At 42.6% G+C, this 23531-nt stretch carries 20 protein-coding genes and 1 CRISPR repeat array; of the genes, 10 read left to right on the top strand and 10 right to left on the bottom strand.

Translation table 11 applies throughout. The features are described from left to right. Positions 1–196: 196 nt before the first annotated feature. From MSKOL_RS09855 to MSKOL_RS09845, 3 genes are read left to right on the top strand one after another with little or no spacing between them, the layout of a single operon-like run. Complete coding sequence (locus tag MSKOL_RS09855; RefSeq protein WP_048158278.1) at positions 197–1078, top strand: shikimate kinase; 882 nt, start codon at positions 197–199, stop codon at positions 1076–1078. After that, positions 1075–1362 carry a chorismate mutase gene (locus MSKOL_RS09850; protein WP_048120597.1) on the top strand — a complete coding sequence of 96 codons (288 nt, stop codon included), beginning with the start codon at positions 1075–1077 and terminating at the stop codon, positions 1360–1362. Before MSKOL_RS09855 ends, MSKOL_RS09850 begins: the two co-directional genes overlap by 4 nt. A gap of 20 nt (positions 1363–1382) precedes the next feature. After that, on the top strand, positions 1383–1784 hold the full coding sequence (locus tag MSKOL_RS09845; protein WP_048155757.1) for an AIR carboxylase family protein: 402 nt from the start codon (positions 1383–1385) through the stop codon (positions 1782–1784). A 253-nt stretch (positions 1785–2037) separates the two neighbouring features. On the opposite strand, the gene MSKOL_RS09840 is transcribed toward MSKOL_RS09845, so the two are convergent. From MSKOL_RS09840 to MSKOL_RS09830, 3 genes are read right to left on the bottom strand one after another with little or no spacing between them, the layout of a single operon-like run. After that, positions 2038–5478: a DEAD/DEAH box helicase family protein gene (locus tag MSKOL_RS09840; protein ID WP_048155754.1), complete on the bottom strand. Its 3441-nt coding sequence runs from the start codon at positions 5476–5478 to the stop codon at positions 2038–2040. Beyond that, complete coding sequence (locus MSKOL_RS09835; RefSeq protein ID WP_048155752.1) at positions 5475–6719, bottom strand: restriction endonuclease subunit S; 1245 nt, start codon at positions 6717–6719, stop codon at positions 5475–5477. The genes MSKOL_RS09840 and MSKOL_RS09835 overlap by 4 nt, the downstream gene beginning before the upstream one ends. Continuing rightward, entirely contained in the window at positions 6716–8254 is a 1539-nt protein-coding gene (locus MSKOL_RS09830) for a class I SAM-dependent DNA methyltransferase (protein WP_048155748.1), read from the bottom strand. The genes MSKOL_RS09835 and MSKOL_RS09830 overlap by 4 nt, the downstream gene beginning before the upstream one ends. 785 nt (positions 8255–9039) lie before the next feature. Between MSKOL_RS09830 and MSKOL_RS09825 the strand changes: the two genes are divergently transcribed. Then, the gene (locus tag MSKOL_RS09825; protein ID WP_048155745.1) at positions 9040–10227 is read left to right on the top strand and encodes a tyrosine-type recombinase/integrase; all 1188 of its coding nucleotides are present in this window, start codon (positions 9040–9042) and stop codon (positions 10225–10227) included. On the opposite strand, the gene MSKOL_RS09820 is transcribed toward MSKOL_RS09825, so the two are convergent. Continuing rightward, the gene (locus MSKOL_RS09820; RefSeq protein WP_048155743.1) at positions 10185–11351 is read right to left on the bottom strand and encodes a hypothetical protein; all 1167 of its coding nucleotides are present in this window, start codon (positions 11349–11351) and stop codon (positions 10185–10187) included. The genes MSKOL_RS09825 and MSKOL_RS09820 overlap by 43 nt on opposite strands. Before the next feature lie 227 nt (positions 11352–11578). Between MSKOL_RS09820 and MSKOL_RS09815 the strand changes: the two genes are divergently transcribed. The 6 genes from MSKOL_RS09815 to MSKOL_RS09790 all read left to right on the top strand — a co-directional run bounded on the left by MSKOL_RS09815 (position 11579) and on the right by MSKOL_RS09790 (position 16856). Continuing rightward, entirely contained in the window at positions 11579–11815 is a 237-nt protein-coding gene (locus tag MSKOL_RS09815) for a hypothetical protein (protein ID WP_048155741.1), read from the top strand. Next, positions 11805–11966 carry a hypothetical protein gene (locus MSKOL_RS20125; protein WP_156151034.1) on the top strand — a complete coding sequence of 54 codons (162 nt, stop codon included), beginning with the start codon at positions 11805–11807 and terminating at the stop codon, positions 11964–11966. Before MSKOL_RS09815 ends, MSKOL_RS20125 begins: the two co-directional genes overlap by 11 nt. A gap of 418 nt (positions 11967–12384) precedes the next feature. Beyond that, entirely contained in the window at positions 12385–12615 is a 231-nt protein-coding gene (locus tag MSKOL_RS09805; protein ID WP_048155734.1) for a hypothetical protein, read from the top strand. Between the two features lies 1 nt (position 12616). Next, positions 12617–15844 carry a toprim domain-containing protein gene (locus MSKOL_RS09800; protein WP_048155733.1) on the top strand — a complete coding sequence of 1076 codons (3228 nt, stop codon included), beginning with the start codon at positions 12617–12619 and terminating at the stop codon, positions 15842–15844. A gap of 156 nt (positions 15845–16000) precedes the next feature. After that, a complete protein-coding gene (locus MSKOL_RS09795) occupies positions 16001–16318 on the top strand; it encodes a hypothetical protein (protein WP_048155730.1) in 318 nt (105 codons plus the stop codon). A 280-nt stretch (positions 16319–16598) separates the two neighbouring features. After that, positions 16599–16856: a hypothetical protein gene (locus MSKOL_RS09790; RefSeq protein ID WP_048155727.1), complete on the top strand. Its 258-nt coding sequence runs from the start codon at positions 16599–16601 to the stop codon at positions 16854–16856. 165 nt (positions 16857–17021) lie between these two features. After that, a CRISPR array of direct repeats spans positions 17022–19062; the repeat unit is 29 nt; unit sequence CGGTTCATCCCCACGCGTGTGGGGAACTC. A gap of 117 nt (positions 19063–19179) precedes the next feature. Here MSKOL_RS09790 and cas2e read toward each other — a convergent pair. Genes cas2e through casB form a run of 6 tightly spaced genes read right to left on the bottom strand, consistent with a single transcriptional unit; the run spans position 19180 to position 23522 of the window. Then, positions 19180–19488 carry a type I-E CRISPR-associated endoribonuclease Cas2e gene (gene cas2e, locus MSKOL_RS09785; protein ID WP_231592172.1) on the bottom strand — a complete coding sequence of 103 codons (309 nt, stop codon included), beginning with the start codon at positions 19486–19488 and terminating at the stop codon, positions 19180–19182. Next, on the bottom strand, positions 19466–20377 hold the full coding sequence (gene cas1e, locus MSKOL_RS09780; protein ID WP_048155720.1) for a type I-E CRISPR-associated endonuclease Cas1e: 912 nt from the start codon (positions 20375–20377) through the stop codon (positions 19466–19468). The genes cas2e and cas1e overlap by 23 nt, the downstream gene beginning before the upstream one ends. 15 nt (positions 20378–20392) lie before the next feature. Next, the gene (gene cas6e, locus MSKOL_RS09775) at positions 20393–21130 is read right to left on the bottom strand and encodes a type I-E CRISPR-associated protein Cas6/Cse3/CasE (protein WP_048155716.1); all 738 of its coding nucleotides are present in this window, start codon (positions 21128–21130) and stop codon (positions 20393–20395) included. Position 21131: 1 nt separating this feature from the next. Further along, positions 21132–21875, bottom strand: coding sequence for a type I-E CRISPR-associated protein Cas5/CasD (gene cas5e, locus MSKOL_RS09770; RefSeq protein ID WP_048155713.1), 744 nt, complete (start codon positions 21873–21875; stop codon positions 21132–21134). Positions 21876–21896: 21 nt separating this feature from the next. Then, positions 21897–22985 carry a type I-E CRISPR-associated protein Cas7/Cse4/CasC gene (cas7e, locus tag MSKOL_RS09765; protein WP_048155710.1) on the bottom strand — a complete coding sequence of 363 codons (1089 nt, stop codon included), beginning with the start codon at positions 22983–22985 and terminating at the stop codon, positions 21897–21899. 30 nt (positions 22986–23015) lie between these two features. Then, positions 23016–23522, bottom strand: coding sequence for a type I-E CRISPR-associated protein Cse2/CasB (gene casB, locus MSKOL_RS09760; RefSeq protein ID WP_052725405.1), 507 nt, complete (start codon positions 23520–23522; stop codon positions 23016–23018). Positions 23523–23531: the final 9 nt, after the last annotated feature.

Raw genomic sequence — 23531 nt, 5'->3', positions numbered from 1 at the left:
ATTTATTCCTGATTCAAATATAACTTTCTAATAATAGTTAGAAGTCTCTTTTTATATACGTGATTTAACTTTACTATTTATATTTGTGGATTTCCGCTTTTTTTATGAATATGTTGCAGAGCTCTGCGTTTCAGGAGACCTGGGTCCTGTGAAGAACGCAGTAAAAAATATTAAAGAACAGCGCATTCTCAGCATGATGATACTTGAAGGGCACGCCTGCGCATCAGGAGCAGGAACCATTATCGCGGCATTTGCAACCTGGAAAGGTGCGGCATTTGGAACTGGTTTAAAAACATATTCAGAGGTGGAACTCTCGGATCGCGAGAAAAAAGTCCACGGATCGATTGAGGGAATGCCTGAAGCAGACACTTTTCTTATTGAAAGGTGTGTTGAACTTGTGCTTGAACACTTTGAGATTAAACTTGGGGGCAAGGTAAAAACAAGCAGCAATATTCCTCTTGCAGGTGGGCTTAAGAGCAGCAGTGCAGCCGCCAATGCAACTGTGCTGGCAACTTTAAACGCTATTGGAGAATCAATGCCTCCTCTTGATGCTGTGAAACTTGGGGTAAAAGCTGCAAGAGAAGCAAAAGTAACCATAACAGGGTCTTTTGATGACGCCTGTGCTTCTTTTTTCGGCGGAGTTGTGATCACTGATAACCGTGAATTGAAACTGATTAAAAGAGAAGAATACAATTCCAAAGTCCTGATTTTTGCGCCTAACAGAAAAGTGTTCAGTTCACAAACAAATGTTAAACGTTCAGAACTCATTGCTCCGTATATAGATATGGCATATGAACTTGCACTTGCAGGAGAGTATGAAAAAGCAATGACTTTAAACGGTTTTCTCTACTGCAGCGCTCTTGGTTTTGATACTGAGTGCATTCTTCGAGCCCTGGAATGTGGTGTAAAAGGGGTAAGTCTATCCGGGTCGGGCCCGGCGTATGTTGCGCTTGTCAAAGAAAACCAGATTGAAGAACTCAGGTCGGCCTGGGAAAGCTGTGGGATCGAAGGCAGGGTTATAGAAACCTCTATAAATAACAGAGACGCAATGTCTTTAGAAAACGAGGGGTTCACTTGAGCGAACTTGAGGATGTCCGCAGAGAAATAGAAGAGATTGATGGGGAAATTCTTGCCCTCATTGATAGAAGAGTAAATCTGGCTGAAAGAGTACTTGAATCAAAAAGAATAAATGGAACTTCGATAAATGACCAGAAGCAAAACGAGGTTGTAATTAACAGAGCTTTAAATGCCGCAACCGAGCTCAACCTTGATCTTGGGTCTGTAAAGTCTATTTTTGAGACTCTTATCAGGATGAGCATTGAACGCCAAAACGAGTTAAGCGGCAAAGGAAGCCTGCCCTGACTGCTCAGGAGAAGCTAAAAATGGTTGATATCTCAGTAATTATGGGTTCCGAATCCGATAGGCCTATCGCCAACCGTGCGGTATCCGTGCTTGAAAAGAGTAAATACACTTACGAAGTAATGGTTATCTCTGCTCACAGGAACCCTGAAGAACTTGAAAATTATGTCTCAAGCACTGATGCAAAGGTCTTTATTACGATTGCAGGTTTGTCCGCAGCCCTTCCCGGGGTTGTAGCTTCCAGGACAAAAAGGCCTGTAGTAGGAGTCCCGGTAAGCGCGAAACTTGGCGGACTCGATGCCCTGCTCTCCATTGCCCAGATGCCCCCAGGAGTGCCTGTCGGAAGCGTAGGGATCGATAATGGAGCAAACGGTGCACATCTTGCTCTGAGAATTCTGGATTTGGTTGACACCGCGAAGCCTTAAGAAGCCTGTAAAAAGCTCTTGCTTCCGGGCTTAATACGTAACATTTACTAAAAACCAACTACTAAATTGAATCGGCAGTAAACTCAGTCGGCTAGTTACAAAATTTGGTCGACTCACTCCGAAAACTCTTTTTTAAATAATGTTAATTGTGTGATTTATGTTTAACCCTTTTCCGTTCATTCAAAATGGGCATTGAATAAATTCCCTGCCATTGTTTGAAAGTCTTACTTATCCAAAGCATCTCAAAAGATTTTCAAGCCGTAATTTGTTGCGAGCATGGGGGCACTAATGCTGTTGCCGTGATCTGTTCCAATGTAGCTATCAATTCATCAATTTGAGTTGAGGTGAAAAGCCCATCTGGGCCCTGTGGCGTAAGGTCGGTAAATGGCGACTCGTAAAGTAATGCAGCGTCCATTGCCCCGTGTTCGGTAAGATGATTAATTATCAGGTTTATGAACTCTATCTGGTTTGCAGTCAGGGTCTTACCTGTAAGGAATGTGGCCAGAGATTGTTTTGCAGCTTCCCTATCAAGCCCTATGAGTGAACGCACGAAGAGGCCGAGGCCGTTTGACACCTCTCTGGCACGGACAATTTCTTCCGGCCCTCCCAGCCCGCTTTCAGAGAGTATCCGTTCCAGTTCGTCAAGATCGGGTGCAGCCAGTGGGATATTCATCCGGAGCTTGTGGATTACGGTATTGTCCTGATGTTCCAGGAGGAAGGCCCGGGTCTTTGCGCGAAACTTTTCAAAATCTCCGGCTTCAGCAAAGCCCGGTAGTTCCACATCGGTTTCGCTGCCAATTTCGTCTTTGAAGTCAGTGTAAATTGGCTTTCTGTGGTGTTTTTCGATCAGTTTAACCAGGTTTCGGAGGCGCCGCCTAAGCGATTCCAGCATGGGAGTTGTCACATTCTCCCACCATTCATCGGTCTGCACATCAAGAATTAGAGCCATCTGGCCACGTACCATTGGAATGGCTGATTTTTCTTCAAGGAGGCCGGCAATTTCTCTTACCTGATTGCTCAGGCGCTCAAAGGCAGGTTCGGCACGCAGTAAAGCCAGTTGCAGGTTCAGGACCAGGAGATCAAAACGTTTTGCTTCCTCGGCTTCCGGTTGTAATTCCGAGGGAAGGCCTGCGATTTCATGGGAAAGCTCGGAGAGGTCTTCGCTGGATAATTTTATCCAGGCTTCGGGTTTTGAGTATTTTTCGACCAGCCTCCTCCTTGGACGCACTACGAAGTTGTCCAGGTTCATTGAGGCAATTTCGCTGTGCAGCATTCCGGCAACCGAAAAGCGGACTTCGGCTTCCGTTTTCGGTTCACCGTATATTTCCGAGGTCTCGGCACCGGCTTCGCAATCGCTGTCAGATTCAAGTTTTTGGTCAAGCACTGAGAGCAATTCAAGACGTGACTTGAACAGGCGCGTGCCAAGAGAATCTCCCAGTGAACCGTCTGTGGTTTCCGGGTTCTGGCTGAAAAACTCCAGGTTCTGGCAGTAATCAAAAAGATAAAAGAACTGTTTGTCTGTTCCGGGTTCGAAAAGGTCGGGACAGAGACGGGTACCGCGTCCTAACATCTGCCAGAACTTTGTCCTGGAACGCACCAGTTTGAAGAAAACAAGATTTACGACCTCAGGCACATCGATCCCTGTGTCGAGCATGTCAACTGAGATGGCAATGTGAGGGGCTTTTTCTTTGATAGAGAAATTGTCTATCAGGCTCTTGGCGTATTCGGTCTTGAAAGTTATAACACGGGCAAACTCGCCTTTGAAATGCGGATAACTGGCATTGAACCGCTCGGCAATATACTCAGCGTGAGCCTGGTTTTTTGCAAAGAGGATTGTCTTGCCCAAGCGGTCACCGCCAGCGACTTTCAGGCCCCGTTCCATCAGGTGAGCCAGCACTTTGTCTACGGTGTCTTTGTTAAACAGCCATTTGTTGACGGCATCGGCTTCTACACGGTCAGGGATTTCGCCTTCCTCGTCTCCCCAGTCCAGAGATTCCCACTGTTCCTTGTCCTCGTCTGAGAGTTCGTCATAATTGATCCCCTGGCGCTGGAACTTCAGGGGAACTGAAACTGCTTTTGGAGGGACAAGAAAACCGTCTTTTACAGCTTCTTCGAGCTGGTAGGCGTCTGTGGGAACGCCGGGTTCAAGGTCAAAGAGGCTGTAGGTATTTCGTTCAATTTCATTTTTGGGCGTTGCCGTAAGGCCAACAAGGAAAGAGTCAAAGTAGTCGAAAATCGCCCTGTACTTCTTGAAAACCGAACGGTGCGCTTCGTCAATAATTACAAGGTCGAAATGCCCGGACCCAAAGCGGCGCTGTCCGTTTTTCATTTCTTCGATCTGCTTCATCATTGTCGGATAGGTTGAAACGAATACTCTCCCGTCGGTGTCCTTTTCCGTTACAAGGTTTACAGGTGCGGAGTCAGGGAGGTGCCGCTTGAAGGCGTTTACTGCCTGGTTGACCAGAGCCACCCTGTCGGCCAGGAAAAGCACGCGTTTGACCCAGTTGCAGCGCATGAGAAGGTCGCAGAGTGCAATGACTGTACGGGTCTTGCCAGCGCCTGTTGCCATTACTACCAGGGCTTTTCTGTCGTTGTCCTGTTCAAAGGATTCTCCTATGCGGCGGATAGCCCGGCTCTGATAGTAGCGGTCCGCAATTTTTGAGTTAATTCTGGCTCCGGAAAGAGACCTGCGGCTGCTTCTCCGCTGGATAAGGAGTTCAAGTTCGGATTTTTTGTAGAAACCCTGCACCTGCCTCGGAGGATACCTGGAATCGTCCCAGATCCAGTTTTCGTACCCGTTTGAATAGAAGATGACCGGCCTTTGCCCGAATTGTTTTTCCAGGCAGTCGGCGTAGAGTTTTGCCTGCTGCTGGCCGACCTGCGGGTCTCTGGTAGTGCGCTTTGCTTCAACGAGGGCAAGGGGCTTTCCGTCGTCTCCCCAGAGCACGTAGTCTACAAAACCGACCCTGCTTTCGTTTGGCATGCCTGAGACTTCAAATTCCCTGTCCTGAGCTTTGTCAAGGGCCCAGCCTGCCTCTTTAAGCAGGAGGTCAATCAGGCTTTTTCGGGTCTCAGCTTCGGAATAGTCGTGTGTGTCCGGCTGCAGGGCTGAAGCTTCTTTTGCCTTTGCAACTTCGGCACGCAGGCGTTTTAGTTCTTCGTCCATTGCGGATTTGTCGGCCAGAAGTAGAGAGAGTTTTTCGTCTTTTTCCCGGAGGCTGTTTTCCAGGTTTTGAAGCTGCTCTATTGTCTGCTTCGGGACTGTTGTTTTCGGCAGGTCATCAGGGTTGAAGCTCAGCCCGGGGTCAGGCTTTTCTTTTCGCGCATAGGTGCGTGCCAGCCAGTAGGTTATGTGGAAAAGTTCACTCACGGCTGTCACTGAATCATATGCCTGAATGGAACTGTTGCTGTGCACAGCCTCGTTTCCAAGCTGGATAATGACCCGTGCTTTGTTGAAGATTGCCTCTCCCGCAACTTTTTTGAATGTAGGCTCATGAATGAGAGCACTCAAATTTTCCTGATACGGCAGGAGTAGTGAATAATCGTACTTGTATATCCACTGCACAGCCAGTTCCAGAGCCCTGCGAGCGTAAAAACAGGCAGTGCGAGGGTCAGGATAAACCGCATTTGAGGCTTTTTCGGCTGCCTCATACAAAGAAGGCCATTCGGCTTCGAGAAAGGCAAAATTGGTCATATCTTTATTCCTTCGAAACTTTGTTCATTAGTTTTAGGAATCATACTCAGTTCACCCCTGAAAGCCCGGTACTGAAGAGAGGCAAAAAGCTCATCAAGGTCTGCCAGCGAGTTTTTGTGTGAAGTTTTTATCTTGTTAATTGCTTCTACACGACTGGCGAATTCTTTTTGGAGAATTAGAGGAGGAATAGAAATCGGCATTTTTTTAATGATCTCCATGTTTAGCCCTGCCATTATTGCCCCCTTGGCAGTTTGAGCAAGATAGTGTTGTGCAATAGGATGACGTAAAAAATATGCATGCAAATAAATTGGTATGCACTTTTCCTGATTAAGGGTGATACAACAGAGGTGCTTAGTGTTAATAGCAATAGGAATGTCATCTGGCACTACTGCACATCGACCACACGTACCCATTATTGTTATTAGAACATCACCTGGCCGGACAGTATATCGCTTTAGTTCCTTGTATTTTGCTTCACTGATAAAGCGTCGCGCTCCCCATTGAAATTCATTGGAAACAGCGTTATCAATACCGAGTACAGCTATTCCTTCATCTACAAATTCACTATGCAACAATTGGCTTCCAAATGGACCTGTACGTATAGAGCCTTTACCTGGATGAGCCACGCTGGCAACAGTTGTTACTGGCCATTCCTTCATTGCATGACCGCCGAACATATCTATAAAAATAGCTTGAGTTAGCTCATCGAGCTGATCGAGGGAGGTTCTACGTTTAGCTCGGATAGCCTCCGCACGGTCCAGAATATCTGCAATTCTTTTTTGTTCTTCCAAGTGAGGGAGGGGAATTTTCATCGATGCAATGTTACTTAGCCGGATAGAAGGATAGGCTTCATCTTGAATAAGGCGAGTTGGTGAAAAAACTTGTAAACAATGACGTAAATAACCCGAATCTAGATTAGGTCCGCATATTATGGCTGCGAGATGATTTACAACATAGGCAGACGAAATAAGCCGATATACATGGCCTTTTGTGGCTGACATCCCACTCTTTGCAAATAAAACACTTCCTGCAGGAAATAAGCGTAATCGATGCTTCTTAGCTACATCTTCACTCAAAAGTTCCAGTGATGATTCTACTGCTCCTTCTATCAATGGTTTTAGGCTTCCAGCACGCACAAACGGAGTCCCAATATTACAAAAATCATTAGAGTTTTGTGGTGCACTTCCTCCTGCGGCGATTTCTGCAACTTTACTAAGTTCTATTGCCGGCCAAGGACTCATCCCAACATCCCTTCCAGTTCTTTCATCCCCTGCTGAATCTCAACTTCCAGCTTTGCGAGGCTTTCGAGTATTTCTTTCGGAGCCCTGTATTCCACTTCTTCATACACAACTTCCTTGTAGCGGTTGAGAGAAAGGTCGTAACCCTGGGCTGCAATATCCGCTTTTGGCACGCAGAAACTCTGCTTGGTCCTGGCGCGTTTAAGTTCGCTGTTATTGCGTTCCTGCCAGCGGGCAAAGACGTCAGGAAGGTTATTTTTGGCGTGCTCGTCTTCGTTAAGCTCGGTTGAAGGGACAGGGCCCAGTTTGTCCTCGCTCAAAAGCGGGCTCCTTTTATCGTCAAGGCTCCAGCCGTCGGCCTGCATATCGTAGAACCAGACATGGTCAGTGCCTCCTGAATTTGTTTTCGTGAAAAGGAGGATAGCAGTAGAAACGCCGGCATATGGCTTGAAAACGCCGCCCGGAAGTGAAACAACCGCATCAAGCTTCTGCTCCTCGACAAGCATGCGGCGAAGCTCCTTATGGGCTTTGCTTGAGCCGAAAAGCACGCCGTCAGGAACGATAACAGCCGCCCGCCCGCCTGGCTTCAAAAGGCGCATAAAAAGGGCAACGAAAAGCAGTTCGGTCTTTTTGGTCTTGACGACCTTCAGGAGTTCCTTCGAAGTGCTCTCATAGTCCAGCGAGCCGGCAAAAGGAGGATTTGCAAGGACAAGAGTATAAGCTTCCTCGTCGCTGGAATAGTCCTGGGCAAGAGAGTCGCGGTAGCGGATGTCCGGGTTTTCCACGCCGTGCAGGAGCATATTCATGCTGCCTATGCGGAGCATGGTGTTATCAAAATCGAAGCCGTGGAACATATCCTGGTGGAAGTGCTGTTTCAGCTTCTCGTCGTGCAGGATATTCGGGTAGTGTTCCCGCAGGTGTTCGCCCGCGCATACCAGAAATCCGGCTGTCCCGGATGCGGGGTCGCATATGATGTCTGTCGGCTGCGGCGAAGTAAGCTCAACCATCAGGCGGATAATATGGCGCGGGGTCCGGAACTGGCCGTTCTGGCCAGCAGATGCTATCTTGCCGAGCATATACTCGTATAGGTCTCCTTTGGTATCGCGGTCTTCCATCGGCACGTCGTCAAGAAGGTCTACCACTCTTGAAAGCAGGGCAGGCGTGGGAATAGTGAAGCGGGCGCCTTCCATGTGTTTGGCATAGGTTGAGTCGTCTCCGCCCAGGGTCCGCAGGAAGGGGAAGACATGTTCGCTGACTATTGTAAACATCTCTGCCGGAGTAAAATTTTTGAAATGGGACCAGCGCAGGTCTTCGTAAGACCGGCCTTTCTCGTCCTTGCCTTCAGGAAAAATGTGGCGTTCCATAGGGCGTTTAAGGCGGACTGATTTGTTTTCTTCAAGCGTCTGGAGGTCGTCCAGCCTCCGTAAAAATAGCAGGTAGGTAATTTGTTCGATAACCTCAAGGGGGTTTGCTATGCCGCCGGACCAGAAAGTGTCCCATATGCGGTCGATTTTGTTTTTCAGTTCACCTGTGATCATTGTTATTCCTCTAAATCATGAGGTTGGAATGCATGGAAAGAGCAAGCACATGGAAATGATTCTCATATTTTTCAGGGATACACTGTCTATCCTATGCTTTCTCAGCTAGTGTTTTTGTGATTTTTTGTCGTGTACTCAGTTATTCCCGTTTATTTTTAACTTTTGCTCTTTTTTACGAATTTTCACATTAAGGGGGGTAAGTTTCACTATCTTAAATCACGATTTTTCTTTTGAATGATATTATACAGTTTATATTATAACAGTTAGTAAAAATAAATGTTTTGAATTAGCTTTTTAACCTTGGTAAAAAATTTCCTGCTTACGTGCTGATTTTTTCAGTAAGATATTCTAAAACGAGGAGGGATTACTGATGAAGTCATATGATATTTGTTTCACTAAGGAATGAGTCAAATATAATATCAAGGGTCTTTGTTGCAAAAATGATTATTTGGGATAATGGAATTAGAGATCAATCCCCAAACTGAAAATTTGAAATTATATTTCAATCATTCCCAAACCAAATAGATAGAGTAAAAAGGCTCTTAGTCATTCCCTATGGATAAGATGATTTTCAATTCAAAACCGCATTGGTTTTTATGAGTACGTTATGAGGATATCCACACAAAATAACGAAGAGCTAAAAATAGTGCGGGAGAAGGGATTCGAACCCCTGAACGTCTGCACGAACAGATCTTGAGTCTTCTTATATTTACGCGAGAAGACTTAGGATAATATACAATGCACTCCAATTTATTATTATAAGCAGAATTAATGGAGTGTGGAATGTGGTCAAAAATTATCCTGAATTTGAAGGAAAAAACGCTGAGTTAATCGAACAATACAAGAAATATTGCAGGCTTGCGGGTAAAAAAGAAACTACTATAAAGGGAGAATTCTGGCAGTTTGTCCCTCTTAAGGATTTCTTTAATAACAAACCGTTCACTGAACTTACTAAATGTGAAATTGAAGACTATTTCCTTCACAGAAGACAGATAGTAAGTCAGACCACAACGCACAACAATTTTATCGCTATCCGAAACCTTTACAATTTCCTACGCAGGGACAATAATATACCTGAAAATCTTTTCGAAAATATCAAAACGAAGCAACCTAAAAATAATTTGCCTGTAGACGAGCTTATTTTTCCCGAGGATGTTAAATCCCTTGTAGATTCTGCAAACACGCAAAGGAATAGAGCCCTTGTAATGTTATTATGGGATTCAGGTGCTAGAATAGGAGAAATTTTGGGGCTCAATATAAAACATGCTTCATTTGACAAATATGGCGCGGTTCTCATCGTATCAGGCAAAACAGGTATGAGAAGAATTAGGCTAATTGATTCGGTACCAGACCTGCAGCTATGGCTTAATCAGCATCCAGATAGGGATAACTCTCAGGCTCCTCTATTTGTTACAGATCGGAAGCAAGGTGGGCAGTTCAAACGCCTTGATCCTCAAAGTGTTAATACTCTTCTAATAGGACTGGCAAAAAAAGCAGGTATAAATAAGAAAGTGCATCCTCACGCTTTCAGGCATGGGAGATTAACTGATCTTGCAAAACAAGGCTTCAATGAGATGGAATTAAGAATATTCGCCGGTTGGGAAAAAAGCAGCTCGATGCCTGCAACATATCTTCACTTATCAGGTGCAGATATTGAGAAGAAGATTCTTCAAAGGAATGGCTTTATAGATGACGATATTAGGGAAAAAGAGAAAATATTAAAACCCATTGAGTGTCCTAGGTGTAAGACAAAAAACCCAGTAGGTGCCAAATATTGCTTTACCTGTTCCATGGTTCTGGATCACAAACTTATCGTAGTATTGCAGGACTTAAAAACTGAAGTATTGGGACAGGCTGACACTGCTACAATGTTGGAGCTTCTAAATCTTATAAGAAATCCACCGAAAAACAATAATTATATTTATCCCAGTTATTTAGAATGTAAGGACGAAGATTTAAACTCTCCATGGTAAAACTTTTCTAAAGCTTGGTATGCATCATCAGGGTTGTTATAAGTTTTGCCAAAAATCGATGGCTGCTTATATTTAACTACAATCTCACTTGCAAATTTCAGGTAGTCAGACTCTAATTGAACTTTTTCTTCATCATTTTGATGCCTGGAGTAGTTCACAAGAATTTTTTTCGTTTTTCTCGCAAATTCCACTTCATCATTGGTGTCAACGTTATTTAACATATCGTGAATAAGAAAGTGTTCTTGAAGCATATCGTAAAACACCGTATCAAGATCCCACTGTTCCTGTTTATTCAAACCCACCAAACAGTTCATGTATCTTTCCAAATCTTCGTCTCTTATATTCAGATATATTCCTTCCGGGATTTCTGTCGGCTTTCCAGGGGGATGTCCTTCCCATGTTTTTAAGAACGACTCTTTTGAAATTCCAGGAAATCTCTTTTCCCACATATCCAAAAGCAGTTCTGGCGAGTAACATTCGGTGTCTTCCCTAGCCATTTCATCTATCCTTTTCCGGAATTCTTCTTTCGACATTTCAATTCTCTGGTTGCGGTTAATATATAAACTGTAGCACTTATTCAGAACATCATCCATAAGCGGGTACCTGTAAAAGCCTTTAACACACTGGTAACTTTTCTTGACTCTAGGGTATAGCATTTTAATATCTGCTTCCATGTACATGTTAAAAAAAGAAGCCGACAAAAGCAACTGAATATAAATAATAAGCCCCTCAAAAGTACTTATGCTGTGACCCGATTTTTGAAGGACTATCATTAAAGGCTTTTCATAATTATTCATTTTTATTTCGGGAAAATTCTTACGAATCTGCTTCAAGTTTTTAAGCTTTTCTATATTCCAATGGTTAGAAAGACCCTTCTTAACAGGAGGAGTTAATTCAATACAACCGAGTTCTTCAAGTAAGTAATGTAGGTGTCTGTTAACGTTACCCTGATCTACTATTCTGTATTTTTCTATATTTTTGTACTTTTCTAGTTTTTTGTACTTTTCATCTAAGTATTCTCTAATCTCCAGTTCCTTAACAAGTCCTCTTTTTGAGAGAATATATGTTATGATGTCTGGCTTTATTCCACTTTCCTTAGAGATAGCTCCTTTCTTCTTAACCATGTACTATCATAAGTTTAGTGAGTATTTAAACATATGCTATAATATACTTTTTAGTCTGTAATTAAATAGTATCTTGTTACTGAAAATCTAAAAACATATGTAATTTATAATGAAAAATCTCAGATTCACTATATATAGAAACATGGACGTATATGTTTTCGAGGGTTTTAAAAATGATTTTAAAACTACGAAAAAAAGAGCCACAAAACTAATTGAAGGAATTAAATATGAATTTAAAAATCGGTGAAAGAAAAATTCAGAAAACTAATTACAGTTTTTTAGTACCGTTACCTACAATGTGGGTAAAAAATGCAAATCTCGGTCAGAGCAGTTCCGTTAACATTGAACTGCTTGAGGACAACAGCTTGAAAATATCCACGGTTCCACAGGCCCGCCAAGACTCTGAGGGAACCGGGAGCGTAACACCAAGACAACTAAGAAGAGGTGCACGCAATGGAAAATAAGACATTAAGAGATAAAGATTTTGCCATATGGGCGCAGCAGACTTATGAAACCAAAAAAGAAGCGGTAGATTTTTTGGAAAACTCTTCAGATCCTTTTGAGCGTGCGATAGGAGTTTTAATAAAAAAGTATGCTGGGATGATTACCAAATGACTAAAACAGATAATTTCAACCCAGTAAGTACAATCATAGTTTCAAAATCCCTAAACGCCTTTGTCCAGGAGCTTAACAAGTCCGGCATTAATTTTAATCGCTTAGACAACTGTTCTACAAACCCGAGAAATTTGATTAATTCTGATTTGTTCCCTTCTGAGCCTGACCTCTCACAATTTTTTGACTGTTTCTCAGTCTACGGAGATGAATCTGATCTTTCAAAATTTCTAGCTTATAATGATTGTAGTACTTGTTACTTTAGGCTGACTTCAGATAGTTCACCAACTAATTTCGATTGGGGGGAAGAACCTGATCTTTCAAAATTTCTCGGTTACGATGATTGCAGTACTTGTTACTTTAGGCTGAGTACAATCAAGCGTATAACTCAAAATGTGAAGACTCTTCGAGGAGGCTGAAAATGAAACGAGCTTTTGTTCCAGTCAACCTCAGCTCGCAAAAACTCAAGATGCCTAATACTATTGAAACAATCGCTGTTAGATATAAGCAAATGGGTTACAAGCTCATTCTCAGACAGCTTTACTATCAGCTTGTTTCAAAGGGTACAATCCCAAACAAAAAAAGGCGATTATGTAAAATTGAGAACATTTTTGAAAGAAGGCCTAATGACAGATCTCCTGGGAGGGTTTAAAATGCCCTTCACTTACAGCCGGGATAAAGTAGAGGTTAAAAGCCTTCTTGATATCGTTGATGTGATAGGGCGAGATATAGATCTACATCATATAGGGGGAGATGGATATGCGGGAACCGTTGGAGAAGCAGGAAGTAGCGGAGAAAGTCTAAAAGTAAACCAGAAACAACAGACATGGTACGATTTTAAAAATAAACAAGGAGGTGATGTATACGACTGGATAGGAAACATTAATGGACTCGATGTACGCGGGGCCGACTTTCCTAAAGTCCTCAAGATAGCTGCAGATCTGGCAGGCGTGGAACTCGAAGAGATGACAGAGCAGGAAAGGGATGCAGCGAAAGAAAAGGCTGATATTCATAATATCTATACCGAAACTGCAGAAATTTATCATAAAAACATAACTCCTGTGCTTTACGATTATATTTTTCAAAAATGGGGGATTACCCGGGAAACAGTGGACAAGCTCAAAATCGGTTATGCTACAGCAGGCGGAGATTTAACAGACTTGGATAAAACAACCCTTAAAAAATCAGGACTTGTTTATGTCAATAATGGAATTATAGGCGGGGAAGTCTTCAAAGGTAGAATAATATTTCCTTACTGGAAAAACGGGAAAGTTGTTTACTTGATTGGTAGGAAAACAGGTGAAACCCCGGAGGCTGAATGCGAAAAAAGGATGAAATACAAAAAACTCTTGGTTCACAAAAAAGAGCATGAATATGTAAGCCCTGTAGTTCAGAACTCTTATTTTTATGGTGAAGACAGCCTGAGAGGCGCAGAGTATTGCATTATTACGGAAGGTGTAGCCGATTGCATAGCAATGTTACAGGCTGGCCTTCCTTGCATTTCTCCGGTTACAGTGCAGTTCAGAGAGAAAGATCACCTCAAGTTAATAAGCCTCACAAAGGGACTTAAGCGAGTTTATATTTGTAACGATAACGAGACAAACAAGGCGGGTTTAAAAGGTGCCCTTAATACAGCTGAAGCACTTGAAAGTACAGAGATCGAGGTCAGACTGATAGAACTGCCTAAACCTGAAGGTGTTGATAAAATTGATATTGCTGACTATATGAAGGATCACAGCCCGGAAGACTTCAAAGGGCTTATGGATTCAAGTGTTAGCTTATGGCCCTATAAGTTAAATCAACAAGTAATACCAGCGAATGCAACGAGCTTAGAAAGGCTTAGAGCCCTCAAGACTTTCATCTCAAATGAGCTTAAAGGGATGGAGCAAGCAGAATGGGAGCTCTTTGTTAATAATGAAGTAATGGAAAAGTTTAGACTCAAGCAAAAGGACATAAAAACAACAGTTGCCGAGGTAAGAGAATCTAGACTCAGAGATAAAGAGGTTATGAATGAAGGTCTGTCAAAAAAGAGAAAAGTACAGCAACAGATCTTAAGGGAAAATGTTGAAACTGACGGGAAAGTATCCAGCCAAGATAGATTAAGCAGGTACCCAGCTGAAGTAATTGCAAATGCAAACGATATTTTAGACAGTGGTGACCCTTTTGATTTCATACTAAGAACATGGAATAAATTGCATGCAGGAGATACCAATATTGGGGAAAATCTCTTGTGTTCGGCTACCTGCACTCAGATTCTAAATGCTAAACTGGGAATGCACCAGAAACCGAGTGGGGCGACCGGATCGGGAAAAAGTGATGTATTTATACAGATGAAGGAACTCTTACCCTCTTGGAAACTTATTACTGGTGCGTTTTCATCAAAGGCTCTTTTTTATGATGATGATATCAAGGAAGGAACTATCATTTACACCGATGATGTGAACCTTACCAATGAAATCATTCCTTTACTGAGATCTGCAACTTCTTCATTTCAAGAAGAAACTGTCTACATCACTCTAACAGCAAATTTAGAGAAAAAACCCCTCAAAATTCGAAAGCGTGTAACTTTTTGGTTCTCTTCTGTGGGTAGTATGCAAGATGAACAATTAGAAACTCGTTTTTTCTTTGGGGATACAGATGAGAGCGGAGAGCAGGACAACAGAGTTCATGAAAATCAGAAAAAAAGAGTGCGTCTACCTGACACAGCTATTGATGATGATATTCTTATTTGCAGGGCAATTTTTGAAATGATATTCGAAAAAGAGTACTACGTTCTCGTGCCTTTCGTTGACGCGATAACATGGAACGATAAAGAACACCGAAGAAACTGGGATAAATTCCTTGACCTTTTGCTATCAGTAGTCGTTTTCAAACACAGGCAACGGAAAATTATAAATGGCTACCTTATCGCAGATATCGAAGATTTCGAGAGAGCTAAAAAAATCTATAAAGGAACAGCTGTCAGCAACGCTACAAATCTAAACGGAAAAGAAATTGAGATCATGAAGGCTATCCAGGCAGCTTCGGGCTGCAAAATTAGCTATCGAGACCTTCAGGAAAAAACTGGAATCAAGGCAACGAGCCTTAGATACACAATAGAAGGAAGAGATAGATACAGCGAGGGGTTACTAGGAAAAGTTAAAGGGCTCTCAAGTTATGTGGAAACCGACACCGAGACCGGTAACGGAGGCAATAGGGCTAAGTCATGCCGAAACAAGTTTTGCGAATATAAAGGAGACCTTTTCACAATTACCTCTAAGCTATATCAGCCAGTTTGTACCATAGATAAGGAAAAAGCTGTTAGACTTACATCAGAATTTATGGCTAATACTACCGAAAATACCCTCATGACTCACAATGACTCACAATTGAATGTGAGTCATTTAAACGATAGCGGTATACGTGAAAATACTGATAATACTAATAAAATCACATATTCTACGGAGAGAGGGACTGATGATGCAATAGATAATTTATACATTTCCCAAGAGTCTACAGAGCAAAATTTTATTTTTAATCCTTCGCTGTCAAATCCTGTGGTTTGTGAGTCATTAGCCAAAAATGAGGTAAACGATAACGATTCACATCACTTTTTAGAATGTGAGCCATGTGAGTCATTGAGCCAAAATAGTTCACTCGATAGCGAAAAAGTTTATGAGCCATTTGTAAGCTATAGTGAGGATCAAAATATATATGAAGTTGTTGGTCTTGTGAAAATTGCATTAATAAACTATGCAAAGTCGAAATACAAATCAACTGTGAATGACATTAATAAATTTGTTGAGAGTTTCAATAAAGAGATACCCGAATATGGACAAAGGCTAGGATATCAGAGAGTGCTTTATGAAGCTGAAAGACTCAAAGAAAGGGGATGGAAGTAAAGATCATCTCCTAAATTTTTTCCCTTCAATGCTTAAAATGCAAAAATATACTCTATAAATAGTGTTGATTAAAATTTATTTAAAAGTATAAAGCCTTTAAAAAATATGATAGTATAAACGTGTCAGACAAGAACCACTAGAATATAAAGAGGAATTATGAAAACCGATAACAATAAACTTCAAAATTCCTTACTATTTTCCTCTAGGGAATCGTTGCTTAAGACCAATGCTGAACTCATTGAAAATCTCAAAAAAAGGATTAGTGTAAAAAGGTTCAGGCCGCAAGATGGAGATAACATAAAATTAGGTTACATAAGAGCACTGATACAAGCTTTACAGGCTCAGAATGCGATTCTGAAAGACACTGAGTTAGATGAGTTTAAAAAGAGACTTGAAGCTCTTGAGAATTCACAAACACAAGGTGTTAGTACTATTTATAGTCCCATTTTTGAGACGACTGAAGGAGATTCTTAAGAGATTTAGAAAAGCAGCTGTAAACCTTAGAATCTCTTGCTGAAAGTTGTGTGTTACACATTATCCTAAAAGATAGCAGGCACATTAAAATTAGCTGTGAAAGTCCGAAAATTATGGTAAAATTAATGTCTTCAGCTATCATGAACAAGAATTTTCCTATAGAAAAAATATATTAAACATGCTGTTAGTGGAGTATCTGATCAGGGCGTTTTTGTGATGACACGTAGCGCTATAATGGATTCAATTGAAAGAATTGAAGTGGATGGAGGTATGGGTTTAAATGTTTTTTCCTGCATGTTTTAAAAAACGTCTTGAAGACTTAGAAAAGAGTTTTGATCTTGAAGGTAGCAGGGCTATTAAGGTATTTATCTATTACCCTGAGGAAGATATTCCTTATTGGGATCCTGAATCGCCGGAGGCCTGGCGAGAGGCACACCCGAAAGGGCATGCTGTTATTTTAGAGCGTCGGAACTGTAGAATTAATCGAAGGGAAATTAATGATAGCAGAGGAATTCCAAAAGAGATTACAAGCTATTGAAGAAGGAAAATTATAAAATAAGGCCATTGTTTCTTTTGTGGCAGTATAACGAAAGCTCTGCAAACTTTAGATTGATTTGTAGTCTTTTTTACTATAAGATTAAAGTTTATCTTTTTTAATAGATATATTTCATTTTTAGTTTTATACTACTATTTTAAGCTAAAACGGTTCATCCCCACGCGTGTGGGGAACTCCTCATCACATCCACAACAATTACAAGCCAAATCGGTTCATCCCCACGCGTGTGGGGAACTCACCCTCTATTAATTTTTCAGTTATAAGCACATCGGTTCATCCCCACGCGTGTGGGGAACTCATTGTTCATGCTGTCCTATTGCACTCGCTCATCGGTTCATCCCCACGCGTGTGGGGAACTCGCTAACGGTTGGGATGTGAAAATAGAAGCAGCCGGTTCATCCCCACGCGTGTGGGGAACTCATTCAAAACCAGCGTTTGAGGATGACGTATCACGGTTCATCCCCACGCGTGTGGGGAACTCATGCTAAGATAGGTGCTGCTGTAGTTTCTCACCGGTTCATCCCCACGCGTGTGGGGAACTCGAGTTTTCCCTGAGGAACGATTACAGTTACGTCGGTTCATCCCCACGCGTGTGGGGAACTCAGCAAGGTTCCCTGTAGAGTAATTATTTTCAGCGGTTCATCCCCACGCGTGTGGGGAACTCTAACTTATACAGAATAGCGTTTGTTGTGTATACGGTTCATCCCCACGCGTGTGGGGAACTCACAACCCGGCGACTATTGGGATATTCTTTTAACGGTTCATCCCCACGCGTGTGGGGAACTCACAACCCGGCGACTATTGGGATATTCTTTTAACGGTTCATCCCCACGCGTGTGGGGAACTCGTCGTTTAGATGTCATTTAGAACCTCGTATACGGTTCATCCCCACGCGTGTGGGGAACTCTTCCCGTCGATCTCAAAACCATAGATTTCTACCGGTTCATCCCCACGCGTGTGGGGAACTCTATTGCTTCAGGGAATAATTCCAAACTTCTAGCGGTTCATCCCCACGCGTGTGGGGAACTCTACTGATCTAATAGCCACATATGGTCCACTTCCGGTTCATCCCCACGCGTGTGGGGAACGCCGTTAAACACTCCCGATTCCAATATAACACGCCGGTTCATCCCCACGCGTGTGGGGAACTCGGCAATTGGATCTACAGCGACAACGCCGGGATCGGTTCATCCCCACGCGTGTGGGGAACTCAGACTCTTTTAAAGCCTCTTTTATATTCTCTACGGTTCATCCCCACGCGTGTGGGGAACTCTATAATTTCCGGAGGAAGTACTAACTGGGCTACGGTTCATCCCCACGCGTGTGGGGAACTCTATCTTACTGTCTCGCAAATGGCGACGAGTACCGGTTCATCCCCACGCGTGTGGGGAACTCAGGAAAACAAGTGGGATTCTATAATGTTAAAGCGGTTCATCCCCACGCGTGTGGGGAACTCGGAGACGCAGATGGTTTCCTAGACGGTGAAAGCGGTTCATCCCCACGCGTGTGGGGAACTCTGGATCAAATTGTGCAACTGCCGCCGGAGCATCGGTTCATCCCCACGCGTGTGGGGAACTCTCATATGCTCCCACGATTTCAGTGGTGGAGTACGGTTCATCCCCACGCGTGTGGGGAACTCGAATTCCGGGGAATTACCCTGGCTCAATACGTCGGTTCATCCCCACGCGTGTGGGGAACTCAAAGAACGGAATTCTCATACTTGCCTTTATACCGGTTCATCCCCACGCGTGTGGGGAACTCTCCTGCTTTCCACCCCTTCACGTGTGGGTTTACGGTTCATCCCCACGCGTGTGGGGAACTCAATTGCTCCATAATACTTACTAAGAAGCACTCCGGTTCATCCCCACGCGTGTGGGGAACTCTTTATCGCTTGACCAAATCACTTTAGTTTTTTCGGTTCATCCCCACGCGTGTGGGGAACTCTTTTCCAGTATCAATATCCATACAGTACCCTTCGGTTCATCCCCACGCGTGTGGGGAACTCTTTAAGCCTCCCATCCACCTTTACCATCTGGTCGGTTCATCCCCACGCGTGTGGGGAACTCTAGTCCGGTCTCCGTCGCGCAATTGATCGAGCCGGTTCATCCCCACGCGTGTGGGGAACTCTTACATTTATAGAAGTGACAGGTGCTGTCCTCCGGTTCATCCCCACGCGTGTGGGGAACTCTGTTTGTCTTTTATAGTATGAATCGGAAAAAATATTCCGTCAACATATAAAACATACTTTATGATATATTTAATATAAAAAATGAAGTATTTAAAAAGCATAACGTCTCCGGTTAGTTTACTCTTCTACTTTAGTTTCGGGCATGAAGGATATTAACTTTATTCCATCCATTTCTCTTGGAATTCTGCGGTTTTCTCCGAGTATTTTGAAATCAAATCCAATTTCATTTCTTGCGGACCAGATCATAATTGCGCTTCCTTCAATGTTCCCATCATTGAATTCGGCTTCTACATTCTCCCATATCATGTCCCTTACCTTGATCGAATACTCTCCTACATATACTCCAGCTCTAATTTCCAGAAGCCAGAGAGTCAATCTTCCTCTTAACCGAGGTGTTGTGTTTTCAAGGACGATGACCAACATCATTAAGTCCCCTTTCATTTGGAATTGCAGGAGGAAGGGATTCAGGAGGCTCTTCAGGAATAGGGAGATCTCCGGCAGCTAAAACTTCTTCTATGGACGGGATTATTTTTTTCAGCAGCCTTGTTTCCCTGAAGGCGTCCCTGCAAGCAATCCTTACGGCTCTTTCAGGATTTGAAGGATTCTTGGCTGCTACCTGAAAAGCCACAGGCACAACAGTTTCAAATTTAAAAAGATCAGCAATGTCATAAATAAAAGACCTGGGCTTCCCGGTATGAATGAAACCGATTGCAGGCGAATAACCGGCTGCAAGAACCGCCGCTTCAGTAACTCCGTAAAGGCAGGACGTGGCAGAGCTCAAACATTTGTTTTGCAGATCTCCAGTATCCCAATCTGCGTAGTCATAGTAGCGTCCGTTCCATTTTATCCCGGCTCTCTCCGCCAAAATTTCATAAAGTTTTCTTACCCTTGATCCTTCTATCCCCCTCATTTGTTCTACGCTGTAGCTCTCCGAGAGTTTTTCATTAAAACGCATCTCATACATTTTTCTAACAACTTTTCTTCGTGCCTCGTCGTTCAGGGCAAGCTGTGCCTGGTAAAGCAAACGATCCGCCCTTGCCCCTCCCGGCTGACCGGCAGAATAAAGCCTGACTCCAGCTTCCCCAACCCAGATCAGGAGGCAGCCTACCTGCGCTGCAAGAACTGCCGCTGCATGCGATACCCTGCTTCCCGGTTCAAGCATCAGGCATGCAATTCCCCCAACAGGAATCTGAGTTCGGACGCCGTTTTTATCCACAAGGACAAAGGCTCCATCTATAACATCGAGCTCTCCCTTCTCAAGAAACAAAAGGGAAAATCTCTCCTTTATCGTAATAGGTTTCAGTTTTGGTAGCATGCTGGTAAGTCCCCATCACAGTAAATTCTCACTTGCAGGGCGGATAAGCATTAGTCCACATCCAAAACTTTTTGCGGGGCCAATCCCTTTGTAAAGTGCATTTGTTAGAGATTCAGGATCTGTTACAGTTAATATCCCCGAAAAATCAATGGTACTTATATTTACACTGTGTTTCCCTTTTACCCCACGATTTTTATCTTTAGGCTTAAAGAACCTATTACATCGATAACCTGTAGCTATTACCTGCCCTTCCTCTACTTCAAAACCATTATTGTCTCCTTTTTTTCTGAGCCATTCAAATCCCTCTTTCTGGACTATTTCAGGAACTTGAGGTCTCTTGTTTTTTGGAATAACTTCTTTTTCCATTCTGGTCTTTGCGTCCATCACAACATCATGACGATGCTGATGAGGTTCTCCCTTTTCATCCTCATTCCATCTTGTTACAATAGGATTAGCTCTCAATGAAAAAATGAGCCTTTGGCCTGTGGAAAGCAGAGGTTCGTATTCCTTTGATTCTATTTGCCATAAATCTACATTTGCTTCAGGTTCTTGCTCCGACAAAATATAAAATAAAGGAAAACCGTTTTTTTCATCCTGCCTGTACAAAAAATCCCTTTGTTTTTCAGGATTACTTGCAAATAGCGACCATATGATACGGTGAACCCTGTAACTATCTCCAAAATCTCTGGAAAGCTTCCAGAACTCTTTATTTGTCACAACATCAGGTTTTAAGTTTGCTTTACTTAGATACATTTTATTCCCCCAATTCCAACATCGTATAGTGTTCTTTTCTATCAGCAAACTGCCACCTTTTTCGGCTCAGAGTAAGATCTCTGCGCGTAACTGTATGGACTGGCATAAATCCGTCCTCTTCGCCTTCCCAGTAAAGCCTTAATTGTCCTGTTTTTTTCAGTAACTTGAGAAATGCTTCACACTTAAACTCAGCTTTTTCGAGAGCTTCTTTTAGACTTTCTCCACTAACTATTTGAGCTTCTACAGGCAGAGCTGGAGGACAGGACTTTCTTCCCAGATATAAGACAAACTCAGGCTCTTTTAATTTGTTTTCAATCAATTCCAAAGAATAGGGACAATCTTCAGGGCATTTTTCTTTTGCCCAGATAGCAATCGTATATAATGAGTCACTATAATAGTCTCTTGTAGAAAGAACTGCTATTAATTCCTCTTTCTCAACTGAAAGCTCATCTTTTCGGGAAAGGATATATTTCTGCTTTTTTATTGAACTGGTCGAAGGAATCTGTGCTGTGTGATAATCCCTCAAAAAAGTTCCCGGATAATTCACAAGCACGGCAAAGTTATAGGCTTCTGCAAGTTTCCTGTGTTTATCGTCTTCACTCCTTCTGATACCAATTGCCGCTGCAAGAAGTCCCATCACCGACGATTTTGAAGGATGGTCATATGAAGGCCTATGTGTCCCTACAGCTATGTCTCCCCAGGAAGCAAGTGGTCCGTAAAGCCGAAAGAGAAGATATTTTTTCATAATTTCACCTTTCAGCTGGCTTTACTCTGCTACGAACTTCAAAATCTCTTGGAGTGACCCTTCTCCTGTGTAAGCGTTCATTTCAGTTTTGTTTTCACAGCATTTTCCGTAAACACTCTCAATTTTCTCATGGGTACTATTGAGTTCTTTTATGGCACTAGCAAGGAGATCTTTTTCTTCTAGTGCTTTCAGGAATGCAACCGAAAGTGAACGCGGCTGCTGTTTTCCTTTTTCTGCCAATACATACGAGGCATAAGCTCTTGAAGCAAAGCTATTTTGTTTTCCAGTAGGTGAAACTGTTAAAGCCGATTCTGTAAAAGCTTGGAGTGCTTTTTTAGTGAGTTCCTCATCTTCTCCTAGATTCTCTTTGAGTAAATCACGGTTTATGCATATATAAATATAAAACAGTCCTGCTGCGAACTCGGTTTCTCCTAGGTGTCCAGAACCCATGTCTTCTTCTCCGTTATTGAGGTCGTCTACTGCCGTAAAGAAATCATCTTCGACCGCAACTTTATGGACTGTTATTGCATGGGAAACCTGCACCGCAGCTTCCACGTTATACTGAGTATTAGCTGCAAGCATCCTTCCAAACATTGCAATATCAACGGCAGTGTTACTCTTTCTCAAAATATTTTTATCTTCTTCCGTTAATTCCCTGCCGCTTTGTGAAAGGTCTATAATTAACTTCTCAATAGTCCCTATTTCTTCAGGACTGAAGTGAGCAAGCTGTTCTATTTCAAATCCTTCTTTTTTCAATTTTCCAAAAACTGATGCAATCTGTTTTGAAATTTCTCCAGCTTTCTTTTCCTCCATTTTTGGATATGTAGTTGAAAACTCAGATTTTCCTTCAAGAATATCAGTCAATTTTACACCAGTTTTTAGGGCCTTGTACACAAAATTTCCCATTTCTTTTGTTCTGATACCTACATGACCTGAAAGCGCTTCTTTAAAAATATCCGAAGCCCTCCAGGCTCTTTTCAAGCTTTGCGAAGAGATTCTCAGGCGCTGAGTCCCGCCCATGACTGCAGTTTTTGGCCTTCCAAGGTCATCCCTGTTAAGGTTTGAAGGCGGGTACGACGTAAGTACATGCAACTGTATAAAGTCTGTCAATTAATTTTCCTCCTTATATTTTTGAATAATTTACTTTTTCTTTTCAACAGGTATATTTTCATAATATTTGTAAGCCAATCGCTTCTTTGTGCGCTCATTCCAAAAGTAAATGCTTTTTGCAAGATCGAAAATATTTACACGTCCATCTAAAAGCCGGACTATGCGTATCATTGTTATAAATAGCTCATTTCTGTCTTCTATCGTGAGCAGTCTTCTAAATCGGAGGTCGCTTACAGCAGCTTTCTTACTTCCGAGTTTAGGTGTCGCCATTTGGGCTGGAAGACTTGAATTCGTATCATTGCTTTTTACATGAGAAAGAACACCAGCTATTGCAGCTAATGCTTCTTGGTTTATTCTGAATCGGCTTAGCTCTTTTCTCAGACTATGAAAAGAAGGAGTAAATGCAACTTCATTAATATTATGACTGTGTCTTAACTCTGCTCTCTTACCCCGACTTTCATCAAGATTTTCCCACCACTCAAGAAATATCTGGCGGATTTCGGGGTTGGAAAAGGATATCGTGTTCTTATTTTCCAATCTGGATCA

This window comes from Methanosarcina sp. Kolksee (genome assembly GCF_000969945.1).
Taxonomy (GTDB): Archaea; Halobacteriota; Methanosarcinia; order Methanosarcinales; family Methanosarcinaceae; genus Methanosarcina; species Methanosarcina vacuolata.
The sequence above is the reverse complement of the archived record's forward strand: the minus strand, read 5'-3'. Positions and strand labels throughout refer to the sequence as shown.